This window comes from Hydrogenophaga sp. NFH-34 (genome assembly GCF_021401345.1).
GTDB lineage: Bacteria > Pseudomonadota > Gammaproteobacteria > Burkholderiales > Burkholderiaceae_C > Hydrogenophaga > Hydrogenophaga electricum.
Genome location: NZ_JACBGE010000001.1, coordinates 312504 through 332193, shown reverse-complemented (window position 1 = coordinate 332193; position 19690 = coordinate 312504). Strand labels below are relative to the sequence as shown.

Below are 19690 nucleotides of genomic sequence, written 5' to 3'. Positions count from 1 at the left end.
ACTCTAGGGACGCCATGTGACAGCTCTGTGACAGTCACAAAGAAATCCGGAAACCGTCTGCCGGCCGCCACCCGGCGCTGGCCCGACCACGGCCAGGGGCATGGCAATGCGTCACAATCCCCCCCGACGCACTTTCGCACCGGCCACCCCTTTCCGGGGTCGGCCCGCCTGACTTCTCCATGCAAAACGGAACCCCGCTTGCCGCCATCGACCTGGGCTCGAACAGCTTCCGGCTCGAAATCGGCCGCTACCACTCCGGTCACATCGAACGCATCGAATACCTCAAGGAAACCGTCCGCCAGGGCAGTGGCCTCGACGAAAACAAGGTGCTCAACCAGGCCGCCATGCAGCGCGGCTGGGACTGCCTGGCGCGCTTTGCCGAGCGCCTGCACGGCTTCAAGAAACACCAGGTGCGTGCCGTCGCCACGCAGACCTTGCGCGAAGCCCGCAACCGCGACGAATTCCTGCGCAAGGCCCAGAGCATCCTGGGTTTCCAGATCGAGGTGATTTCGGGCCATGAAGAGGCCCGCCTGATCTACCAGGGGGTGTCGCGCTTGCTGCCCCAGTCGGACGAACGGCGTCTGGTGGTGGACATCGGTGGGCGCTCGACCGAGATGATCCTCGGCCACGGCTACGAATCGCGCGAAATGGAGTCCTACCGGCTGGGCAGCGTGGCCTGGACGGGCCGCTATTTCGCCAAGGGCCAGATTTCCGCCACGGCCTTCCGCACCGCCGAGGTCGCGGCCAAGGCCGAAATCGACCAGGCACTCGACGTGTTTCCGCCCAGCGAATGGAGCCTGGCCTACGGCTCCTCGGGCACCGTCAGTTCGGTCGCCGACATCCTGTCGGCCAACGGCTGGGCCTCCGGCGTGGTCACGCGCTCCGGACTGGACTGGCTGGTCGAACGCATGATCAAGGCCGGCCACGTCGACCAGTTGCGGGTCGAGGGGCTCAAGGACGAGCGGCGCCCGGTCCTGTGCGGCGGGGTGAGCGTGTTGCGTGCGATCTTCGACCTGTTCGGGATCGAACAGATGATCCCGACCCAGGGCGCGCTGCGCCATGGCGCGCTGTACGACCTGATCGATCGCGAAACCGACGGCACCGACGTGCGCGAGCGCACCGTGCGCTGGCTGGGCGAGCGCTTCTCCATCGATGGCGGGCAGGCCGACCGCGTCAGCCGCGTCGCCACGGCGCTGTTTGCCCAGATCGCGGCCGACGACCCGCTGGCCGGCCGTTATTCGCAGAAACTCGCCTGGGCCGCGCACCTGCACGAGATCGGTACCCATATCTCGCACGACCGTTCGTACCACCACGGTGCCTACATCCTGGACAACGTCGACGCGCCCGGCTTCTCGCTGGCCGAACTGCACCGCATGAGCCAACTCGTGCTGGGGCAACGCGGCAAACTCAAGAAGATGGAAGACGCGCTCACCGACGAGCTGTTCGCCAAACAGCTGATGAGCCTGCGGCTGGCGGTGCTGCTCTGCCATGCCCGCCAGATGCCCGAATACGAGCTGCTCAAGCTGGGCTACAAGCCCGGCACGTTCCGCCTGAGCACCGCGCCGGGCTGGGCCAAACGCTTCCCGCAATCGGCCTGGCTGCTGGGGGAAGAGGTGCAGGCCTGGCAGAAAACGCCCTGGAAACTGCAGGCCGACATCCGTTGACCCTGGGCGTCACGCCCGTGAATCTGTCACGCAAACCGGACACGGTTGCGCTTTTGCGCGCCGGCACGTGCTTCGGCTGCCTTCTGCCGGCCTACCATGCGCCCATGAGCGCCCTCACAAAACACACAAGGCAGACGGCATGGCCCTGATCCTGGTGGCGGAAGACGATCCGGGCACGCTCAAACTCCTGAGTGTGGTGCTGCAGCACCAGGGTCACGATGTGGTGGAAACGACCACCGGCACCCAGGCCTGGGACCTGATCCAGCGCCTGCGTCCCGACCTGGTGGTCAGTGACATCAACATGCCCGGCATGACCGGGTTCGACCTGCTGGGCCAGGTGCGCGACGACATCGACCTGGCCCTCACCCCCTTCATCCTGCTGACTTCCCTGCAGGAGCGCCGCGACATGCGCCAGGGCATGCGCATGGGCGCCGACGACTACCTGACCAAACCGTTCCAGAGCCGCGAACTCATCGACGCCGTGAACGCCCAACTGGGCAAACAGGCCTTGCGGGCGGCATCGCAGGAAATGCAGTTCCACGCCCGCCTGCACGACGCGCTGGAGGCCCAGGCGCGCGACCTGGGCGATGACTACGAGGACAAGCTCGCGCTGGCGCTGAGCCAGCAATGGCCGGGCACGCACGACGAAGGCCGCGGAGCCCCCGAGGTGCAGGGCGTGCTGCTGTGCGCCGGCATCCTCGCGCACGACCAGTGGGCCGCCACCCTGCCCCCCCCGGCGCTGGCCCACCTGCTCAAGCGCTTTCACGAAAGCTGCGGCGACACGGCCCACCTGTTCGGCGCCAGCCACATGCAGTTCACGGGCGACGGCATCGTGGCCCTGTACCAGGACCCGTCTCCCACGCTCGCCACCTCCCCGGCCCTGCGCGCGATCAAGGCGGCGCTGGGTCTGCAGAAATCGGTCGCGGCCCTGCGCGCCTTCATCGCCCGCCAGCATCCGGGCCTGGCGCTGCCCACGTTCGACATCGGCATGGCCGTGCACTGTGGCCCGGTCGGGCTGATGCGCCTGGAAGGCCTGATCGGCGGCGCGGCGCAGACGGTGCCGGTCGGCCAGACCGTGGTCGACACCCTGGCCATCCAGCGCCATGCCGTGGGCGGCGGCACCCCGATCACCGTCAGCGTCCCGGTGCTGCGCAGCATCACCGGCGCCGTGATCGCGGCCCAGCGCTACCTGCTGGCGCTGCCGCACCGGGAGCAGCCGATCGATGTCTGCCGCATCGAAGCGCTGACGCTCTGACGCCCCCTCTTCCCCCCCTTTTTTTCACAGTCGCGCACCATGGCCCGCCGCCTCTCCCTCGGCCCGACCCTGATGGCCGCCTTCTTGCTGACGGCCCTGCTGCCAGCGGCCATGGTCGCCTGGCTGCTGTCGTCCAACAGCTCCCAGTCCATCAAGACGCTGGCCGAGAACGCCATGAGCCAGGCCGCCCACCGGGTCGACGTGGGGGCGCTGGCCCATCTGGGTGAGTCGCACACCGTGGTCAACGCCCTGGTGCCGCCGTTCGAAATTTCGGGTGCCGAAGCTTCGCGCACCCGCAACTGGCTGCGCGACACGCAGGCACTGGAAGAAATGGCCTATGCCCTCACCCAGCAGTCACCCAACGTGCCCTATCTGTATGCGGGCAAGGCCGACGGCGCCTTCTTCGGGCTGGAAAAGGAGGAACGGGGTTTCGTGGTCCGCGAAATCCAGCCGGGAGAGCCCGGCCGCCGGCAGTACCTGATTCGCAAACCCGGTGACCGCAGCACGCTGGAGAAGGTGGAGGACACGCTGTACGACCCCCGCCAGCGCCCCTGGTACCAGCTCGCGGCCCGCTCGGGGCAGCGGGTCTTCACCAGCGTCTATCGCTCGGCGGTGAAGCCCCAGTTCGACCTCACGCTGGCCCACCCCATCTACACCGCAGGCGGTCATCAGTTGCTGGGCGTGATCGCGGTCGACATGAGCCTGGCCCGGTTGACCGACCTGATCCGCAGCACCCGCATCAGCGAGAACGCGGTGACCTACCTGGTGGACCAGCAGGGGCTGTTCGTCGCCTCGTCCGTGGACGAGGAACTGAGCACCCTGGTCGACGGGCGGCATCGCCGCCTTTCGCCCGAACAGAGCCGCGATCCGCTGGTGCGCACGTCCTACGAACAGCTGCGCACGCTGCCGCCGACGGAAGACCAGACCTCCGCCGGCCTGGTGCGGCTGTCGCCACCACCCAGCCTGTGGCACCAGATCGGCCTGGGCGAGAGCCGCCTGATCGCGCTGCAACGCCCGTTCGGCGCCAAGTTCGGCCTTGACTGGCGCCTCATCGTCGTTGCGCCGGAACGCGATTTCACCGGCTCCGTCATCCGCGCACGCCAGTGGGCCCTGGCCGGCATGGTCGGGCTGATGCTGGTCTGCGCCGCCGCCGCCCTGATGCTGGCGCGCGGCCTGTCGCGCCAGTTTTCGCGGCTCAACGCGTCGGCCTCCGCGCTCGGGGCCGGCGACATTCCACCGATCCACAACGACGCCCCCCTGCACGAGGTGCGTCACCTGTCCCAGGTGATGCACGACAGCGCCCACCAGTTGCAGGCCTACAACCGCGAGATCCGGCTCAAGAACGAACAACTGCTGCAAGCGGCCCAGTTGCTGGAGGAGCGGGTGCGCGCGCGCACGGCCGAACTGGCGACTTCGCGCGAGGAAGCGCTGGCGGCCGCGCGCGCCAAGGCCGGCTTCCTGGCGGTGATGAGCCACGAAATCCGCACCCCGCTCAACGGCGTGATGGGCATGAGCGAATTGCTGGCCGACACCCCGCTGACCGACACCCAGCGCGGCCTGTTCAACGTGCTGCGCCTGTCCTGCGGACAGTTGCAGTCGGTGGTGGGCGACATCCTCGACTTCTCGCGCATCGAAGCGGGCCGGCTCGACCTCGAACAACGCCCGTTCGACCTGCATGCCGCCATTGGCGATTCGCGCCAGATGGTGCAACTGGCCGCGCTGGAAAAAGGCCTGAGCCTGCAGACGCACATCGGTGCGGACGTGCCCCGGGTCATCGTCGGCGACGTGACCCGGCTGCGCCAGGTGCTGCTGAACCTGCTGAGCAACGCCATCAAGTTCACCCACACCGGCGGCATCACGCTGGACGTGCGCCAACTGGGCACGGAGGCGGATGGCAGCCAGCGCATCGGCTTCACCGTCACCGACACCGGCGTGGGCATCCGGCCCGAAAAGCTCGGGCAACTCTTTCAGCCCTTCGCGCAGGGCGACACCTCGACCACGCGGGTCTACGGCGGCACGGGCCTGGGCCTGGTCATCTGCCGCCACCTCGTCGGCCTGATGGGCGGGCAGATTCGCGTCCAGAGCCACCCGGGCCAGGGCTCGGCTTTCACCTTCGACATCCGCACCACCGCCGGCACCACCGACGACCTGCAACCGGCCAACGCGGCCACCCTGCCCCCTTCGCGGGCCGGCCTGCGGGTGCTGGTGGTGGACGACAACACCGTGAACCTGCGCGTGGCCGCCGCCATGCTGCACCGCCTGGGCCATGCCCACGCCACCGCCGACGGCGGGCAGGCGGCCATTGAAGCCATTGCCGCCGCCCACACGGCCGGCCAGCCGTTCACCCACGTGCTGCTCGACCGCCACATGCCCGACCTGGACGGCATCGCCGCCGCCCGGGCCATCCTGGCCGGCTGGGGCGACCAGGCCCCGCGCCTCATCGGCGTGTCGGCTTCGTCCCTCGGTGAAGACCGCCAGCGCTGCCTCGACGCCGGCATGAGCGACTACCTCGCCAAACCGCTGCAACTGGCCGAGTTGGCGCAGGCCCTGGCCAGCCCGACCGCCGGCGCGCAGCCAGCGCCACCCGCCGTGGCCGCCCTGCCCACCGAAGCCCTGCCCTGGCTCGACGCCGGGCGCTGGGCGGGGTTTGCCGAATTCGACGATGCCGCAGGCACCTTGCGGCGCGAAGTGATCGGGGAGTTTCTGGCCGCGCTCGACGCGCGCCTGGCCGGTCTGACGCAGGCCCTGCAGGACGGCGACATCCCGCTGTTCCGTGAGCGGGCGCATTTCCTGGCGGGATCGGCGGCCAACGTCGGCGCCAGCCGGCTGGCGGCGGCCTGCATGGCGGCCGAGCAGATGGCGGCCCATGCCAGTGGTGCCGAGCAGGTGCAGCAACTGGCCATCATCCAGGCGGGCGTGGCGCCGACCCGGGCCGCCCTGCAGACGCTGATCCAGCCGGCGGTCTGAAGCTCCGCCCTGGGGCGCGGCAGCGCGCGGCGGCTCAGAGCAATTCGGGCGTCTGCACCGTCACGATCACCGTCTCCAGGCGGCCGTTTCGTTCGCGCTGGCGCAGCCACCAGACCGCGCCTTTTTTCATGGGGCAGCCGTCTTCCGGCAAGCCGAGCAGGCGCGCGATCACGCGCCCCAGGGTGGGCTGATGCCCCACCACCAGCGTGGGCGACTTGCCGTGCGGCCACTGCACCAGGGTCAGCAGGTCGGCCGGATCGCCTTCGGGCGCGAGTTCGTCGCGCAGCTTGTACCTGCGCCCGAGCGCCAGTGCGGTCTGTTCGGTGCGCTGCGCCGGGCTGGCGAAGATGCGCGCGCCGTCGGGCAACTGGCGGTCGAGCCAGGCGGCCATGCGGGCCGCCTGCTTCTCGCCGCGCGGCGTGAGCCGCCGGGCCAGGTCCAGCGCATCGCCCTGGCGCCCCTGCTCCAGTTCCGGGTGATCAACGGCTTCTGCGTGGCGCCAGAGAAGCAGGTCCATGGCATTGGCTCCCGTGGTCAACCCTTGCTGCCGTAACGCGCCATCAGGCTGGCCTGCGCCGACAGCGGCGTGGGCGCGGCCTTGCCACGTGCGCCCGGCAAACTGCCCGCCGGCACGTAGCGCCCGTCGGGTTGCAGCAGCCAGGCGTCCCGCGTGTCGTGCAGGTAGGCGGTGAGGCATTCGTCGATGATGCGGCGGCGCAGCTCGGGATCGGTCACCGGCCAGGCCAGCTCCACCCGCCGCAGCATGTTGCGGTTCATCCAGTCGGCGCTGGACAGCCACAGCTCCTCCTGGTCATCGACGCGGAAATAGAACACGCGCGAATGCTCCAGCAGGCGGCCGATGACGGAGCGCACGCGCACGTTGTCGGTCACGCCCGGCAACTGCGCCGGCAGGATGCAGGCACCGCGCACGATGGCGTCGATCTTCACGCCCTGCTGCGACGCCAGGGCCAGCGCACGCGCCAGCGGTTCGTCGGTCAGCGCGTTCATCTTCAGCACGATGCGCGCCTCCTTGCCGGCGGCAGCAGCTGCCGCCGCCGCGTCGACCTTGTCCTGCATCGTCTTGTGCAGATTGAACGGCGCGTTGAGCACCTTGCTCAGCTTGGGCAAACGGTTCTGGCTGGCCAGGTGCAGGAAGAGCTGGTCGAGGTCGGCGGTCAGCGCCTCGTCGGCCGAGAGATAGCTCAAGTCGGTGTACAGGCGGGCTGTGCCGGCGTTGTAGTTGCCGGTGGACAGGTGGGCATAACGGCGCAGACGGCCGTTTTCGCGGCGCGTGACCAGCAGCATCTTGGCGTGGGTCTTGAGACCAACCACGCCGTACACCACCTGCGCCCCGACCGACTCCAGCCGCTCGGCGTAGCTGATGTTGGCCTCTTCGTCGAAGCGGGCCTTCAGCTCCACCACGGCCATGACTTCCTTGCCGCGGCGCACGGCTTCGCGCAGCAACTCCATCAGCTCGGAGCGCGCGCCGGTGCGGTAGATGGTCTGTTTGATGGCCAGCACATCGGGGTCTTCCACCGCCTCGCGCAGAAACGCCAGCACCGCGTCAAAGCTTTCGTAGGGCTGGTGGATCAGCACGTCGCCCTGCTGCAGGCGCTCGAAATACGACTGCCCCGGCACCAGTTGGCGGGGCCAGCCGGCCTGGTAGCGCTCGAAGCGCAGCGTCGGGGCCTCGATCTGGTCGATCAGCTGGTTCAGCCGCACCAGATTGACCGGGCCCGGCACGCGGTACAGCGCCTCGGCCGGCAGGGCGAACTGCGCGCGCAGGAAACCTGAGAGGAATTCGCTGCAACCGGCCGACACCTCCAGGCGCACCGCCTCGCCATAGTGGCGCTGCTGCAGGCCCTTGCGCAAGGCAGTGCGCAGGTTCTTCACCTCTTCTTCGTCCACCGCCAGATCGGAGTGGCGGGTGACGCGGAACTGCGAGAACTCGGTCACCTGCCGGCCGGGAAACAGGTCGGCCAGGTGCGAGCGGATCAGGCTGGAGATGGAAACGAAATGGCTCTGCTTGGAGCCACGCACGGGCGGCATGCGCAGGTAACGCGGCAGGATGCGCGGCACCTTGACGATGGCCACTTCGTTTTCGCGGCCGAACGCGTCCTTGCCGGTCAGCCGGACGATGAAGTTCAGCGACTTGTTGGCCACCTGGGGAAACGGGTGGGCCGGGTCCAGACCGACCGGGATGAGCAGCGGCTGCACCTCTTTCTGAAAGTGCTCGCGCACCCAGCGGCGCTGGCGCGGATTGCGCTCACCGTGCGAGACGATCTTGATGCCCTTCTTCTCCAGCAGGGGCATCAGCTCGTCGTTGTAGATCGCGTACTGCTGGGCCACCAGATCGTGCACCTTGCCCGACAGTTGCTGGTAGCTCTGCTCGGTGTACAAACCGTTCTGCTCGTGGCTCTTGCCGGCAGTCAATTGCGGCGCCATGCGCACCTCGAAGAATTCGTCGAGGTTGGACGAGACAATGGCCAGGTAGCGCAGCCGCTCCAGCAACGGCACGTCGGGCCGGCGGGCCCAGTCCATCACCCGCTCGTTGAAAGCGAGGATGCTGTGGTCGCGGTCAAGAAAGGGCAGTTTGTTGTTCTGGGAACTGGCGCTCATGGTGGGCGAGCGTGCCGGCAGAAGACGGTCCGGGCATCGCAGATGACGGCAATGTGACCATTATTCAACGACCTGATGACGTTTGTGTGACACCCTGCCGGCGCACACCAGCCCCGGCCCCGGCCGCTGCGGAAAACGGCACAAGCTCGCGCTCGAACTGGGCGGCCACGGTGTCCCAGCCGAAGCCCAGCGCGCGCTGACGGGCCTGGTGCCGCGGCAGTTTCAGCGCCTGCGCCCAGGCCACCTGCAGGTCGTCGTCGAGCGCACCGCCGCCGCTGTCGCCCACCACCTGCAGCGGGCCGTCCACCGGGTAGGCGGCCACCGGCGTGCCGCAGGCCATGGCCTCCAGCATCACCAGCCCGAAGGTTTCGTGGCGGCTCGGGAACACGAACACGTCGGCCGCCGCGTAGACGTGCGCCAGCTCGGGCCGCGACAGCAGGCCCAGCCAGTGCACGTCGGGGTAGCGCGCCTGCAGCGCGTTCTCCAGCGGGCCGACCCCGCACACCACCTTGCTGCCCGGCACATCCAGCGAGAGAAAGGCGTCGATGTTCTTTTCGTAAGAGACCCGCCCCACGTACAGGCTCACGGGCCGTGCCAACGCCCCGAGCAGGTCGGTCGCGTGCGGCGCGGGCGCCATCGTGAACAGCCGCGTATCGACGCCGTGGGTCCAGGGGCGCAGTCGGCGGAACCCGCGGCCGGACAGCATGTTCAGCACACCGTCGGTGGGCACCAGTACCGCCTGGCTGGGCCGGTGGAAGCGCCGCAGCAAGGCGTAACCCCAGGCCACGGGCACGCGCAGTGCCGCGTGCAGGATTTCGGGAAACCGGGTGTGGAACGCGGTCGTGAACGGCCAGCCGCGACGCAGGCATTGGCGCCGCGCGGCCCAGCCCAGCGGCCCTTCGGTGGCGATGTGCACGGCATCGGGCCGGAGTTGATCGAACAGCGCCTTCATCCGGCGGCCCGGCCACACCGCGATGGAAATGCCCGGGTAGCCCGGACAAGGGCGGGCGCGGAAATCCCCGGGTTCGATCACCAGCACCTCGTGCCCGCGCTGGCGCAGTTGCTGCACGAGTTCGACCAGGGTCGTCACCACCCCGTTGACCTGGGGCGCCCAGGCATCCGTCACCAGAACGATCTTCATGCGGTTGGCACCGGTTCAGGCTGTGGCCGCCCTGACCGACAGGGGCGCGGGCAAGGCTTCGGGCAGCGGTATCCGGGTCTGGCGCGCCGGCGGCTGCCAGTGCACCAGCTCCAGCCGGCCGTCGCTGTGTTCGACCAGGGCCGACAGGCTCTCCACCCAGTCGCCGTCGTTGCAATAGAGCGTGCCGTCGATCCAGCGCATCTCGGGGCGGTGGATGTGGCCGCAGACCACCCCCTGGTAACCGCGCGCACGGGCCTCGGCAGCCACCGCGCCCTCGAAGTCGCTGACGTAGTTCACCGCCGTCTTGACCTTGTGCTTGAGGTATTGCGAGAGCGACCAGTACGGCAGACCGAGCCGGGCCCGCAGGCTGTTGAGGTGGCGGTTCAGGCGCAGCGTGAACTCGTAGAGGTTGTCCCCCACATAGGCCAGCCATTTGGCGCACTGAATCACACCGTCGAAGTGGTCGCCGTGCACCACCCACAGGCGGCGCCCGTCGGCGGTTTCGTGCACGGCTTCGTTGCGCACCTCGATGCCCCCGAAACTGTGGCCGTGGAACTGGCGCGCGAATTCGTCGTGGTTGCCGGGTACGAACACCACGCGGCAGCCCTTGCGGGCGCGGCGCAGCAGTTTCTGCACCACGTCGTTGTGGGCCTGCGGCCAGAACCAGCGGCGGCGCAACTGCCAGCCGTCGACGATGTCGCCGACCAGGTACAGGGTCTGACTCGGGTAGTGCTTGAGGAAGTCCAGCAGCGCCTCGGCCTGGCAGCCGGCGGTGCCCAGGTGCAGGTCGGAAATGAAAACGGCCCGGTAACGGGACCGTTCGGCGGCATCACCCGGGCGTTCCTCGTCGGGCAGTGGATCGGCATCCTCTTCGGCCAGGGCACCGCGAAACTGGCTCTGCCAGGCCGCCTGTACCGCCCCCTGTGGGAGCGTGCGGAGCGCGGCGGGGGGCGCCATCATGTCAAGCACCCAGAAAGTGTTTGCGGTACCGGGCCGGCAGGTCCTGCAGGCGCATCATGAGCGGCAGGTCGGCGGCGTTGAAGTCCGGGTCCCAGGCCGGCGGGCCGAGCACCTTGGAGCCCAGCCGCAGGTAGCCCTTGATCAGGGCCGGCGGCTCCACATCCAGCGTGTCGTCCAGCTGATCCACCGGCAGCGGCAGGCGCGGTCGCACATGGAATTCGATCGAGGCCAGGTGCTTCTCGCGCACCTGGCGCCAGATACTGGCCGCAGCATGACCGCCGCCGACCATGCCGTGCGGGCCTTCCAGGTTCATCGGGATGCTGGCGCAGCCGATCATGGTGTCCAGCCGGTTGCGCACCATGAACTCGCCCAGCGCGCCCCACAGCGCCATGATCACGCCGCCGTGGCGGTGGTCGCAGTGCACGCAGCTGCGGCCCAGCTCGACCATGGATTCGCGCAGGGCACGCAAGCGGGTCAGGTCGAATTCGGTGTCGCTGTAGAAGCTGCCGACACGGCGCGCCTGGGCCGGGGTGAGCACGCGGTAGGTGCCGATCACGTCGCGCGTGACCACATCGCGCACCAGCAGGTGTTCGCAGTAGTCGTCGAACAGGTCGACGTCGTGGCCGGGCACGGTGTTGGCCAGAATGGCCCCCATCTCGCCGGCGAACACGGCGTGCCTCAACCGCTGCGCTTCGCGAACCTCGTCCAGATGCCGCGCCCAGGCAACCTCGATGCCGCCAGCGGCCGGTGTCGCCAGGGGGCGAGGCTGGAAATCCGTGCGCGGATGAAGTGACCCCCTGGGCAAGGAGACGGGCGAGAGGTCCAGCGTCGGGGTGGGCAATTCTTTCATGGCGATCTCCTGGAACTGGGTGCCCGACAGGGGCACGGTGTCAGCGGTACTTGGTGTCATGAGCCCGCATTCTGGAAATCGCCGATGAACCCTCCGTGTCAGAACCGTGGCATTTGCATGACGCCGAACACGGCCCCACCGCGCGAACCGCTCAGCACCGCCCGGTCGGGCGCTCGGCCGGCACACCGAGGCCGTGCCGATCGTGCGCCGCCTGCGCTTCCAGCGCCGCCACCTGGGCACGCAAACGCTGCGCATGGCCGGCCGCTTTCAACAGGGCGTCGCTCAGTTCCTTGGTTTCCGCCTCGGCCTGCGTGCGGCGCTGCGCCTGCAGGCTGCACGCCTCCATCCACTGGTCCACTTGCGCCTGCAAGCCGGCCAGTTCCTGCATCAGTGCCGCACGCTGTGCCAGCAACTGTTCATGGAGCACGCTGAGCTGGTCGTGCTGCTCGACCAGCGCGCGGTAGTCGGCCTGGGCACGACCGAGATCGAATTCGAGCCTGGCGGCCTCGCCCGCCGAACCCTCGACGCGTTGGCCCAGGCGGCGCAGTTCCCCCTGAAGCGCGACGATTTCCGCGCGCCGCCCTTCAGCCACCTGCGCCAGACGATCCCGCTCCTGGCGCAGCGCCTCCAGTGTCTGAAGCCGCTCTTCGGTCTGCCGGGCGGCCTCGCCTTGCGGTGTCGGCTCTCGCGAAGCACTCATCGACCCACGCTCCTTGTCCGTTCGCTGTCGGTGGGCCTCAACGCGTGCCCAGCTGACCCGCCGATCGGCAAGTTCCATGCCCAGCCTGCGGGGCCCCAGGAACCGTCCAGCCCCCGGTGTCTGCCCAGAAGGCCGAGGGATAACCCTGAAGAAAAGACCACCAGCCAGGGTCGGTGTTACGGCCGACCCGTTACGTGCTCACAGAAACGAAGGCGGCAGACAAGATTAGCAACAACCATTCGCAGCATCAGATCAACCGCTGGTCGCCAACCGCTCAGGAGCACAGCGAACGCGTCGATGCCTATCACACAAGAAGAAAAATAAGAATACGAAGAAAAGAATTTCGCCACCAGTGTTGATTCAGATCAACTTCTGAGATCAGGCCAATTCGTTACGTAACAGGAGGGAAGGATGCGACGTAACAGACACACAGCAAACCGCTGAAAAACCGGAGGCCACGCAACGTGAATGCCTTCGTCTTACGCCAGACCGCCCGTGGGGTTAGCGCCCCATACACGAAAGAATCCTTGAAATCAAAGGGTTTTTTCCGCGCTGCAGGCGCCCGCTCAGCGCCGCAGAAGATCGCCCGCGCCGGATTGCCCCGCGCTCCGCCGGCGCGCCGTAACGCTGGCACCGAAGGTGCTATGAAATGTAACCAGCCGGCCCGCGCGGCCACTGGGCGCATCCGCTGTCACTGCCCGTTCACCCTTACACCCAGGAGTTCCCCATGAAAGCACGCATCATCCAGTTCCTGCGCGACGAAGAAGGCGCCACCGCCATCGAATACGGCATCATCGCCGGCCTGATGGCCCTGATGCTGGTCACCATCTTCGGCACCGACGGCGTCATCCAGGAAACGCTCAGCGACATCTTCACCAACGTCAAGAACATCGCCACCGGCGCTGGCGAATAAGCCGTTGCCATGCTCGCCGGCCTGGCCCTCTTCCTGCTCGCCGTCGTGGTCAGCGACTTCGGCCGCCGCCGCGTGCCCAACAGCCTCGTGCTGCTGGGTGCGCTCGGTGCCATCGCGGCCTTGCTGCTGAACCAGCAGCCGTTCGGTCTGGGCTGGCGGCAGGCCCTGGCCGGTGGTGGCGCGGCATTCAGCGCGCTGCTGCTGGTTTACGCGATGGGCATCATGGGCGCCGGCGACGTCAAGTTCGCCGGTGCGCTGGGCCTGTGGACCGGCCTGGCACCGCTGCCAGCCATCTGGATCGCGGCCACCCTGCTGGCGGCCGTGCACGCCCTCGTCTGGCTGGCCCTGCACCGGCTGCAGGTAGCCCCCCGCCTGCTGCGGGCCCTGTCCCACCCTCACGGTGGGCCGGTGCAGCCACCTGACCCGGCGCCCGCGCGCCAGGCGCGGCACCTGCCTTTGGCCGCCTACCTCGCCATCGCCGCCCTGGGCTGGATGGCGTGGCACCGGACCGCCACTCCCCTCTTTTCCTAGCCAACGCCCCAGGGCTCTGCTGCCATGCTCCGCTTTTCCAAGATCATTGCTGCCGTTCTGGTGCTGCTGGCCCTCGTGCTGGCCGCCTACGCCTGGAAGCTCAGCCGCCAGCCCGCGCCGCGCCCGGCGCCGGCCAACGCCCACCGCCAGGCTGCTGTCCCCACCTTCCCGGTGGTCGTCACCACAAAACCCTTGCCCGCCGGCGAACCGATTCCCGCCGACGCGCTGCGCCTGGCCGAACTGCCCATCAACCCGAGTGGTGCCTTCAAGACCGTGGCCGCCGCCACCGGGCGCATCCCGGTGCTCGATCTGAGCGAGGGCACGCCGCTGCTCGATGGGCAGATGGCGTCCGGCCTGGCCCTGCGCCTCGGCCCTGGCGAGCGCGCTGTGGCCGTCAAGGCCGACGAGGTCATGGGCGTCGGCAACAACGTGCGCCCGGGCGACTATGTCGATGTGTTCTTCACCGTCAAGGTCGACCACAAGGACGTCGACCGCAGCCAGGCCCGCCTGCTGCTCGCCCGCAAGCGGGTGTTGGCCTACGGGCAGGCCTCGCTCGAAGCGCTGCCCGACGAAGCCGGAGCCGAAGAAGCGGAAACCAAGGGCCGCTCGCTGAGCACGCCGACGCGCAAGAGCACCGAGCGCACACCGCCTGCCCGCACCGTGGTGCTGGCCGTGCCGGTGGAAGACGTCAACCGCCTCACGCTGGGCGAAGCCAGCGGCCGGCTGGTGCTGGCGCTGCGCCACCCCACCGACACCCGCGAGCCCGATCCCACGCTGTTTGCCGAGCTGCCACCGGCGCTGCAACCGCTGCCCGCCCAGCGTGGCGCGCCTGCCCGTGCGCCGCTGACCGGGGTGGACCGTGCGCAGGCCGGCCTGGCCACGGTCGACCTGGTGGCCGGTGGCCCCGCCCCGGCGCGCCAGACGCGCACCGCAGCCCGGTCGTCGGACGCACCGCGCGCGCGGCCGGCCGGCACCGAAGTCGAGATCCTGCGCGGCGATCGCCGCGACACCGTGCGCTACTGACTGGAAGACACCCCCGATGCTTCGCCCCATCCCGCCCTCGTCCCTTCGCGCTCTGTTTCCCCTGCTGCTCTGGGGGGCCGTGCCGCTGAGCACCCACGCCCAGGCCGGTACCGAACTGCTCAACCTGACCAGCGGCACCCAGCACGAGCTGCTGGTGGAAAAAGGCGTCAGCCGCATCGCCATCGCCGATGAAGGCGTGGTGGGCGTCACGCTCACGCGCCAGACCAAGGGCTCGCCCGCAGCCCGGCTCGTCATCACCGCCAAGGCCCCGGGCAGCACCTCGCTGCTGGTCTGGGAGCCCGGCAGCACACGCGCCCGCACCTACACCGTGCAGGTGCAGCGCCGCCTGGCGGTGTTCGACGGCGACTTTCCCGACACGCAGGCGCGCCGGCTGGCCCTGGCCACCGCGCTGGCCAGCCACCCCGAGAAGACCGAGGCCATCGACCGCTCGACCGTGCAGCTCAAGAGCCACACGGTTCAGGTGGACGTGAAGATCGTCGAGTTCAACAAGAATGTGCTCAAGCGCGCCGGCATCAATTTCTTCAGCGCCGCCTCCAACCGGCACGGCTTCACCTTCGGCGTGTCCACACCGGGCACCACCCCGACCTACGGCGTGGGCGTGTCCAACACGCTGACCCAGAGCCAGAACAGCACATCCAGCCTGGGCGCCAACGGCAGCGTCACCGTGGTGCCGGGCGCCCAGGCCACCGGGTCGCTGACTCTGGCGGGTGCGCTGTCGAGCGCGGCCGCCGCAGGCAGCGCCGGCACCACGGCGCTCAATTACGGCCTCACCTCGCCGGTGGTCGACGCCTTCAACCTGCTGGGCTATTCCACCAAGGCCGGCATCGGCATGGCGCTGGGTCTGCTCGAAGGCAACAACCTCGCGCGCGTGCTGGCCGAGCCCACGCTGGTGGCGCTGTCGGGCCAAAGCGCCAACTTCCTGGCCGGTGGCGAGATTCCCATTCCCATCGCCCAGGGGCTGGGCACGGTGAGCGTGGAATACAAACCCTTCGGGATCGGCCTGACGGTCTCGCCCACCGTGCTGGCCAACAACCGCATCGCGCTCAAGGTCGCGCCCGAAGCGAGTGAGCTGAACTACAGCAACGCGGTCGCGCTCAACGGCACGGTCGTGCCCGCGATCGCCACCCGCCGTGCCGACACCACCGTCGAGCTGAGCGACGGCGAAAGCTTCGTCATCGGCGGCCTGGTCAGTCGCCAGACCTGGTCCAACATCGACAAGGTGCCCATGCTCGGCGACATCCCGGTGCTGGGCGCGCTGTTCAAAAGCATGGAATTCCAGCGCAACGAAAGCGAGCTGGTGATCATCGTCACCCCGCACCTGGTGCAGCCCATGGCCCGCGGCGCGGTGCGCGAGGACGCGCTGCCCGGCGCCAACGAACAGCGCGGCGATGCGCCCGTGTGGCGCAGCTACCTCAGCGGCGCGGCCAGCGACGACGCCTTGCCTGGGTTCTCCCGGTGAACACCCCGAGGCCCCCCATGACCACCCTGCCCAGCTTCGGCGGCGACCCTGCCCTCGGCAGTGCCGTCTTTCTGCACGCCACGGACGAAGGCGCCCACGCCGCCTGGCTGATGACCGCGCTCAGCGGCCAGGGCCTGCTCACGGCCGTGGCGTTGGACGAAAAGCTGCTCAAGGCGCGCATCACCGCCACGCAGCCCCGGGCCGTCTTTCTCGATTTTTCGGGCAGCCAGCCCGAGCGCAATGCCCCGCTGGTGGCCGCGCTGCGGCAAGAATGGCCCACGCTGGTACTGATCGCTTTTGGCCACGCCAGCCAGGCGCAGGGAACCTTGTGCGCCTGGCGTGCCGGTGTGGACGACTTCGTCGATCTCGACGGCGCCCCCGACGCGGTCTGGCCGCTGCTGCGCGAGCGCCTGGCTCAGCGCGATGCCCAACGCCCCGCCCCCCGGCGCGGCAAGATCCTGGCGCTGCTGGGCGCGCGGCCCGGGCTGGGCGTCAGCACCCTGGCCTGCAACCTCGCCGCCAGCCTGCAGGCGCAACGTGCCCAGGCCCGCACCCGCGCGGCCGCCCCCGGTGCGCCGGCCCACGAAACGGCGCTGCTCGATCTGGGTCTGCCCGCGCGCGACAGCCTGCTGTACCTGGGCCTGCAAAGCCATTTCAGCTTCGTCGACGGCGTGCAGAACCTGCACCGGCTCGACCGGACCCTGCTGCAGACCGCCCTGCCCCAGTACGCCCACGGCGTCGCCGTGCTGCCGCTGCCGGTCAACCTGGCCCAGGTGCGGGAGATCTCGCACACCCAGTCGGTGACGCTCACGCGCAAGCTCACGGAATTCTTCGATCTGCAGATCGTCGATCTGGGCGGGTTCTCCAAAACCGAATTCGTCGCCCACATGGTGCGCGAGGCCGATCAGGTCTGGGTCGTCTGCAACCAGAGCCTGGGCGGCATTGTCTCCACCGCGGCCCTGCTGCGTGAACTGCGCGAGCACGAGGTCGACACGCAGCCCTTTTCGCTGGTGGTCAACCGCTTCGAGCCCGGTGTCGATCTGCCGGCCAGGGACGTGGCGGGCCAGCTCGGCCTGCCCCTGGCCCATGTGCTGCCCTCGCGCCATGCGGCGCAACTGGCGGCCACCGCGCAGGGCAAGCTGCTCACACAGGCCGCGCCGGGCGACCCCTATTCGCAGACCGTCAACGGCATGGCGCGCGGCTTGCTGGCCTGGGTCGACGGCGGGGCGCTGCCCGAACGGGCCAGCGGCAAACACTGGGCGGAGCGCGCAGCGCACTGGCTGCGAACCTGGACAAAACACCAAGGGTAAAGAGGAGCCATGTCCATCGACGTTGAATTCTCGGACAGCAACCGGGCCTTCCTGAGTTCGCAGGAGTTCCAGACGGTCAAGGCGTTCATTCATGAACACCTGCTCAACCGCATCGAGGAGCTCGGCGCCGAATTCGGTCGCTGGTCGCGCGCCACCATTTCGCAGTTCGTCAGCCTCGAATGCGAGAGCCTGGTGCGGCTGCACCGGGTGCCCATCAATGCCCAGGAAACCCAGGCCGTCGCCGACGCACTGACCAAGGAATTCGCCGGCTTCGGCCCGCTCGAAGACCTGCTGGAAGACCCGGCCGTGGAGGACATCCTCATCAACGGCAGCCACCACGTCTACGTCTCGCGCCACGGCGTGCTGCAGAAGGCCCAGCTCAAGTTCAACGACAACGAGCACCTGATGCGCATCGTGCGGCGCATCCTGGCGCCCATCGGCCGGCGGCTGGACGAGTCCAACCCCATGGTGGACGCGCGGCTGAGCAACGGCGGCCGCATCAACGTGGTGATCGAGCCGCTGGTGATCGACGGCCCGGCGGTCTCCATCCGCAAATTCCGCAAGGATCCGCTCACGCCCGAAGACCTGCTCAAGCTCGGCACCTTCGACCTGGCCATGGGCCAGTTGCTGGAGCTGGCTGTGCGCTCGCGCTGCAACATCCTCATCAGCGGCGGCACCAGTTCGGGCAAGACCTCGCTGCTCAACGCCCTGGCCAGCTTCGTGCCCGCCACCGAACGGGTGGTCACCATCGAGGACACGGCCGAACTCGCGCTCAACCACCCGCACGTGGTGCGGCTGGAAAGCCGCCCCGGCGGCTACGACGGTGCCGGCAGCGTTGCGATCCGCGACCTGCTGCGCAACACCCTGCGCATGCGGCCCGACCGCATCATCGTGGGCGAGGTGCGCGGCGGCGAGGTCATCGAAATGCTGCAGGCCATGAACACCGGCCACGACGGTTCGATGGGCACCATCCACGCCAGTTCGCCCCGCGAATGCCTGTACCGCCTGGAAATGCTGGCCGGTTTCGCCGGCTACCAGGGCAGCGAGGTCAGCCTGCGGCGGCAGATCGCCAACGCCATCGACTTCATCATCCAGATCGGCCGGCTGCCCAACGGCGCGCGGCGGATCGTTTCGATCAGCGAGGTCACCGGCCTCAACGACAACGTGGTGGCCATGCAGGAGCTGTTCCGCCACGACACCATGACCACGCCCGACGGCGAAGAGCGCGACCGCTGGGTCTCGCTGGGCATCAGCCCGCACTCGCCCAAGATCGCGCGCTTGCGCCAGTCCTTGCAGCGCCAGCAGTTGCAGGGCCAGCGCGAAGGGGGTTCGCATGCCTGAGGTGCTGATCCTGCTGTGCGTGTTCGCGCTGCTGCTGGCCGCGGCCGGCCTGCTGTTGTGGGACTTCAGCGTGCGCCGCCAGAGCCGGCTTGCGGTGCAGCGCCACCTGAAGGAAAAACTGACGCCGGCCCCCATGGGCGTCAACCTGGGCGATCTGCGCTTTGGCGCCCCGCCGCCGCTGGAAACCGCAGAGCCCCACCCGGCAGCGGCGCGCTGGCCCCTGCCGGGCTGGGTGCAAGGCGCCGTCCCGCCCGACGTCTTCTATGGCGGCCTGCTGGCCATGGGCATCGCCGTGCTGCTGGCTCTGGTGCTCAAAGGGGGCTTCCACGCCCTGGCCCTGCTGGTGGTGCTGCCCGCGGCCGGAGCCTTCCTGCTGTGGCTGCGCATCCAGAAGATGCGGCAGGAACTGGTGCGCCAGCTGCCCGGCTTCCTGGACATCATCGTGCGGCTCATCGGTGTCGGCAACTCGACGCAGGCCGCCTTCCAGACCGCCGTCGGCAGCGCCAAGCAGCCGCTGCGCGGGCACATGGACCGGACCATGGCGATGGTGCGCGCCGGGGTCGACATCGACCAGGCCCTGCTGCAGACCGCGCGCCGGGTCGGTGTGGAAGAGATGTTCCTGCTCTCGGCCATTCTGGGCCTGGGCGTGCGCTACGGTGGCCGCTCCGACGTGCTGCTCGAAAGGGTCGCCAACTTCATGCGCGACCGCAAGGAGTCCGAGCACGAACTCTCGGCCATGTCCGCCGAAACCCGGCTCTCGGCCTGGGTGCTGGGCCTGCTGCCCCTGATCGTCGGCGGCGCGATCCTGATGCTCAACGGCGACTACTTCCTGCGCATGTGGGAAGACCCGGTGGGCCGCCGCATGGTCATCGGCGCCGGCTGCCTGCAACTGGTCGGCGTCGGCCTGCTGTACCGCCTGGCCCGGCTGGACTGAAG

16 protein-coding genes are annotated in these 19690 nt (G+C 68.8%); 10 read left to right on the top strand and 6 right to left on the bottom strand.

Annotated elements, in window-relative coordinates; translation table 11 throughout:
* Window positions 1-179: 179 nt before the first annotated feature.
* The 3 genes from ppx (at window position 180) to L0977_RS01595 (ending at window position 5886) form a co-directional block, all read left to right on the top strand.
* Window positions 180-1664 (top strand): exopolyphosphatase, encoded by a 1485-nt coding sequence (gene ppx, locus L0977_RS01605; RefSeq protein WP_234262874.1) that lies wholly within the window; start codon window positions 180-182, stop codon window positions 1662-1664.
* 139 nt (window positions 1665-1803) lie between these two features.
* A complete protein-coding gene (locus L0977_RS01600) occupies window positions 1804-2919 on the top strand; it encodes a response regulator (RefSeq protein ID WP_234262873.1) in 1116 nt (371 codons plus the stop codon).
* A gap of 39 nt (window positions 2920-2958) precedes the next feature.
* Window positions 2959-5886, top strand: coding sequence for a hybrid sensor histidine kinase/response regulator (locus tag L0977_RS01595; protein WP_234262872.1), 2928 nt, complete (start codon window positions 2959-2961; stop codon window positions 5884-5886).
* Window positions 5887-5920: 34 nt separating this feature from the next.
* Here the strand turns inward: L0977_RS01595 and L0977_RS01590 are convergent, their stop codons facing one another.
* From L0977_RS01590 to L0977_RS01565, 6 genes are all read right to left on the bottom strand, one after another.
* On the bottom strand, window positions 5921-6403 hold the full coding sequence (locus tag L0977_RS01590) for a SixA phosphatase family protein (RefSeq protein ID WP_234262871.1): 483 nt from the start codon (window positions 6401-6403) through the stop codon (window positions 5921-5923).
* A 17-nt stretch (window positions 6404-6420) separates the two neighbouring features.
* Entirely contained in the window at window positions 6421-8505 is a 2085-nt protein-coding gene (ppk1, locus tag L0977_RS01585) for a polyphosphate kinase 1 (protein WP_234262870.1), read from the bottom strand.
* 64 nt (window positions 8506-8569) lie between these two features.
* Window positions 8570-9646, bottom strand: a complete 1077-nt coding sequence (locus tag L0977_RS01580) for a glycosyltransferase family 4 protein (RefSeq protein WP_234262869.1) — start codon at window positions 9644-9646, stop codon at window positions 8570-8572.
* Between the two features lie 15 nt (window positions 9647-9661).
* Window positions 9662-10606: a UDP-2,3-diacylglucosamine diphosphatase gene (locus tag L0977_RS01575; RefSeq protein WP_234262868.1), complete on the bottom strand. Its 945-nt coding sequence runs from the start codon at window positions 10604-10606 to the stop codon at window positions 9662-9664.
* A gap of 1 nt (window position 10607) precedes the next feature.
* Window positions 10608-11456, bottom strand: coding sequence for a GNAT family N-acetyltransferase (locus L0977_RS01570; RefSeq protein WP_234262957.1), 849 nt, complete (start codon window positions 11454-11456; stop codon window positions 10608-10610).
* 151 nt (window positions 11457-11607) lie between these two features.
* Window positions 11608-12156 (bottom strand): hypothetical protein, encoded by a 549-nt coding sequence (locus L0977_RS01565; protein ID WP_234262867.1) that lies wholly within the window; start codon window positions 12154-12156, stop codon window positions 11608-11610.
* 727 nt (window positions 12157-12883) lie between these two features.
* Here L0977_RS01565 and L0977_RS01560 point away from each other — a divergent pair.
* The 7 genes from L0977_RS01560 to L0977_RS01525 are packed head-to-tail and all read left to right on the top strand — an operon-like array spanning window position 12884 to window position 19688.
* Window positions 12884-13069, top strand: a complete 186-nt coding sequence (locus L0977_RS01560) for a Flp family type IVb pilin (protein WP_234262866.1) — start codon at window positions 12884-12886, stop codon at window positions 13067-13069.
* A 9-nt stretch (window positions 13070-13078) separates the two neighbouring features.
* Entirely contained in the window at window positions 13079-13600 is a 522-nt protein-coding gene (locus L0977_RS01555) for an A24 family peptidase (protein ID WP_234262865.1), read from the top strand.
* A 24-nt stretch (window positions 13601-13624) separates the two neighbouring features.
* A complete protein-coding gene (gene cpaB / locus L0977_RS01550; protein WP_234262864.1) occupies window positions 13625-14623 on the top strand; it encodes a Flp pilus assembly protein CpaB in 999 nt (332 codons plus the stop codon).
* A 16-nt stretch (window positions 14624-14639) separates the two neighbouring features.
* On the top strand, window positions 14640-16103 hold the full coding sequence (locus L0977_RS25520) for a type II and III secretion system protein family protein (protein ID WP_326491036.1): 1464 nt from the start codon (window positions 14640-14642) through the stop codon (window positions 16101-16103).
* Window positions 16104-16120: 17 nt separating this feature from the next.
* Window positions 16121-17413, top strand: coding sequence for an AAA family ATPase (locus tag L0977_RS01535; protein ID WP_234262863.1), 1293 nt, complete (start codon window positions 16121-16123; stop codon window positions 17411-17413).
* Between the two features lie 9 nt (window positions 17414-17422).
* On the top strand, window positions 17423-18754 hold the full coding sequence (locus tag L0977_RS01530) for a CpaF family protein (protein ID WP_234262862.1): 1332 nt from the start codon (window positions 17423-17425) through the stop codon (window positions 18752-18754).
* Window positions 18747-19688 carry a type II secretion system F family protein gene (locus L0977_RS01525; RefSeq protein ID WP_234262861.1) on the top strand — a complete coding sequence of 314 codons (942 nt, stop codon included), beginning with the start codon at window positions 18747-18749 and terminating at the stop codon, window positions 19686-19688. The genes L0977_RS01530 and L0977_RS01525 overlap by 8 nt, the downstream gene beginning before the upstream one ends.
* Window positions 19689-19690: the final 2 nt, after the last annotated feature.

Coding starts and splice junctions, on each gene's coding strand:
- ppx (WP_234262874.1), top strand. CDS start 180: ATGCAAAACGGAACCCCGCTTGCCGCCATCGACCTGGGCTCGAACAGC.
- L0977_RS01600 (WP_234262873.1), top strand. CDS start 1,804: ATGGCCCTGATCCTGGTGGCGGAAGACGATCCGGGCACGCTCAAACTC.
- L0977_RS01595 (WP_234262872.1), top strand. CDS start 2,959: ATGGCCCGCCGCCTCTCCCTCGGCCCGACCCTGATGGCCGCCTTCTTG.
- L0977_RS01590 (WP_234262871.1), bottom strand. CDS start 6,403: ATGGACCTGCTTCTCTGGCGCCACGCAGAAGCCGTTGATCACCCGGAA.
- ppk1 (WP_234262870.1), bottom strand. CDS start 8,505: ATGAGCGCCAGTTCCCAGAACAACAAACTGCCCTTTCTTGACCGCGAC.
- L0977_RS01580 (WP_234262869.1), bottom strand. CDS start 9,646: ATGAAGATCGTTCTGGTGACGGATGCCTGGGCGCCCCAGGTCAACGGG.
- L0977_RS01575 (WP_234262868.1), bottom strand. CDS start 10,606: ATGATGGCGCCCCCCGCCGCGCTCCGCACGCTCCCACAGGGGGCGGTA.
- L0977_RS01570 (WP_234262957.1), bottom strand. CDS start 11,456: ATGAAAGAATTGCCCACCCCGACGCTGGACCTCTCGCCCGTCTCCTTG.
- L0977_RS01565 (WP_234262867.1), bottom strand. CDS start 12,156: ATGAGTGCTTCGCGAGAGCCGACACCGCAAGGCGAGGCCGCCCGGCAG.
- L0977_RS01560 (WP_234262866.1), top strand. CDS start 12,884: ATGAAAGCACGCATCATCCAGTTCCTGCGCGACGAAGAAGGCGCCACC.
- L0977_RS01555 (WP_234262865.1), top strand. CDS start 13,079: ATGCTCGCCGGCCTGGCCCTCTTCCTGCTCGCCGTCGTGGTCAGCGAC.
- cpaB (WP_234262864.1), top strand. CDS start 13,625: ATGCTCCGCTTTTCCAAGATCATTGCTGCCGTTCTGGTGCTGCTGGCC.
- L0977_RS25520 (WP_326491036.1), top strand. CDS start 14,640: ATGCTTCGCCCCATCCCGCCCTCGTCCCTTCGCGCTCTGTTTCCCCTG.
- L0977_RS01535 (WP_234262863.1), top strand. CDS start 16,121: ATGACCACCCTGCCCAGCTTCGGCGGCGACCCTGCCCTCGGCAGTGCC.
- L0977_RS01530 (WP_234262862.1), top strand. CDS start 17,423: ATGTCCATCGACGTTGAATTCTCGGACAGCAACCGGGCCTTCCTGAGT.
- L0977_RS01525 (WP_234262861.1), top strand. CDS start 18,747: ATGCCTGAGGTGCTGATCCTGCTGTGCGTGTTCGCGCTGCTGCTGGCC.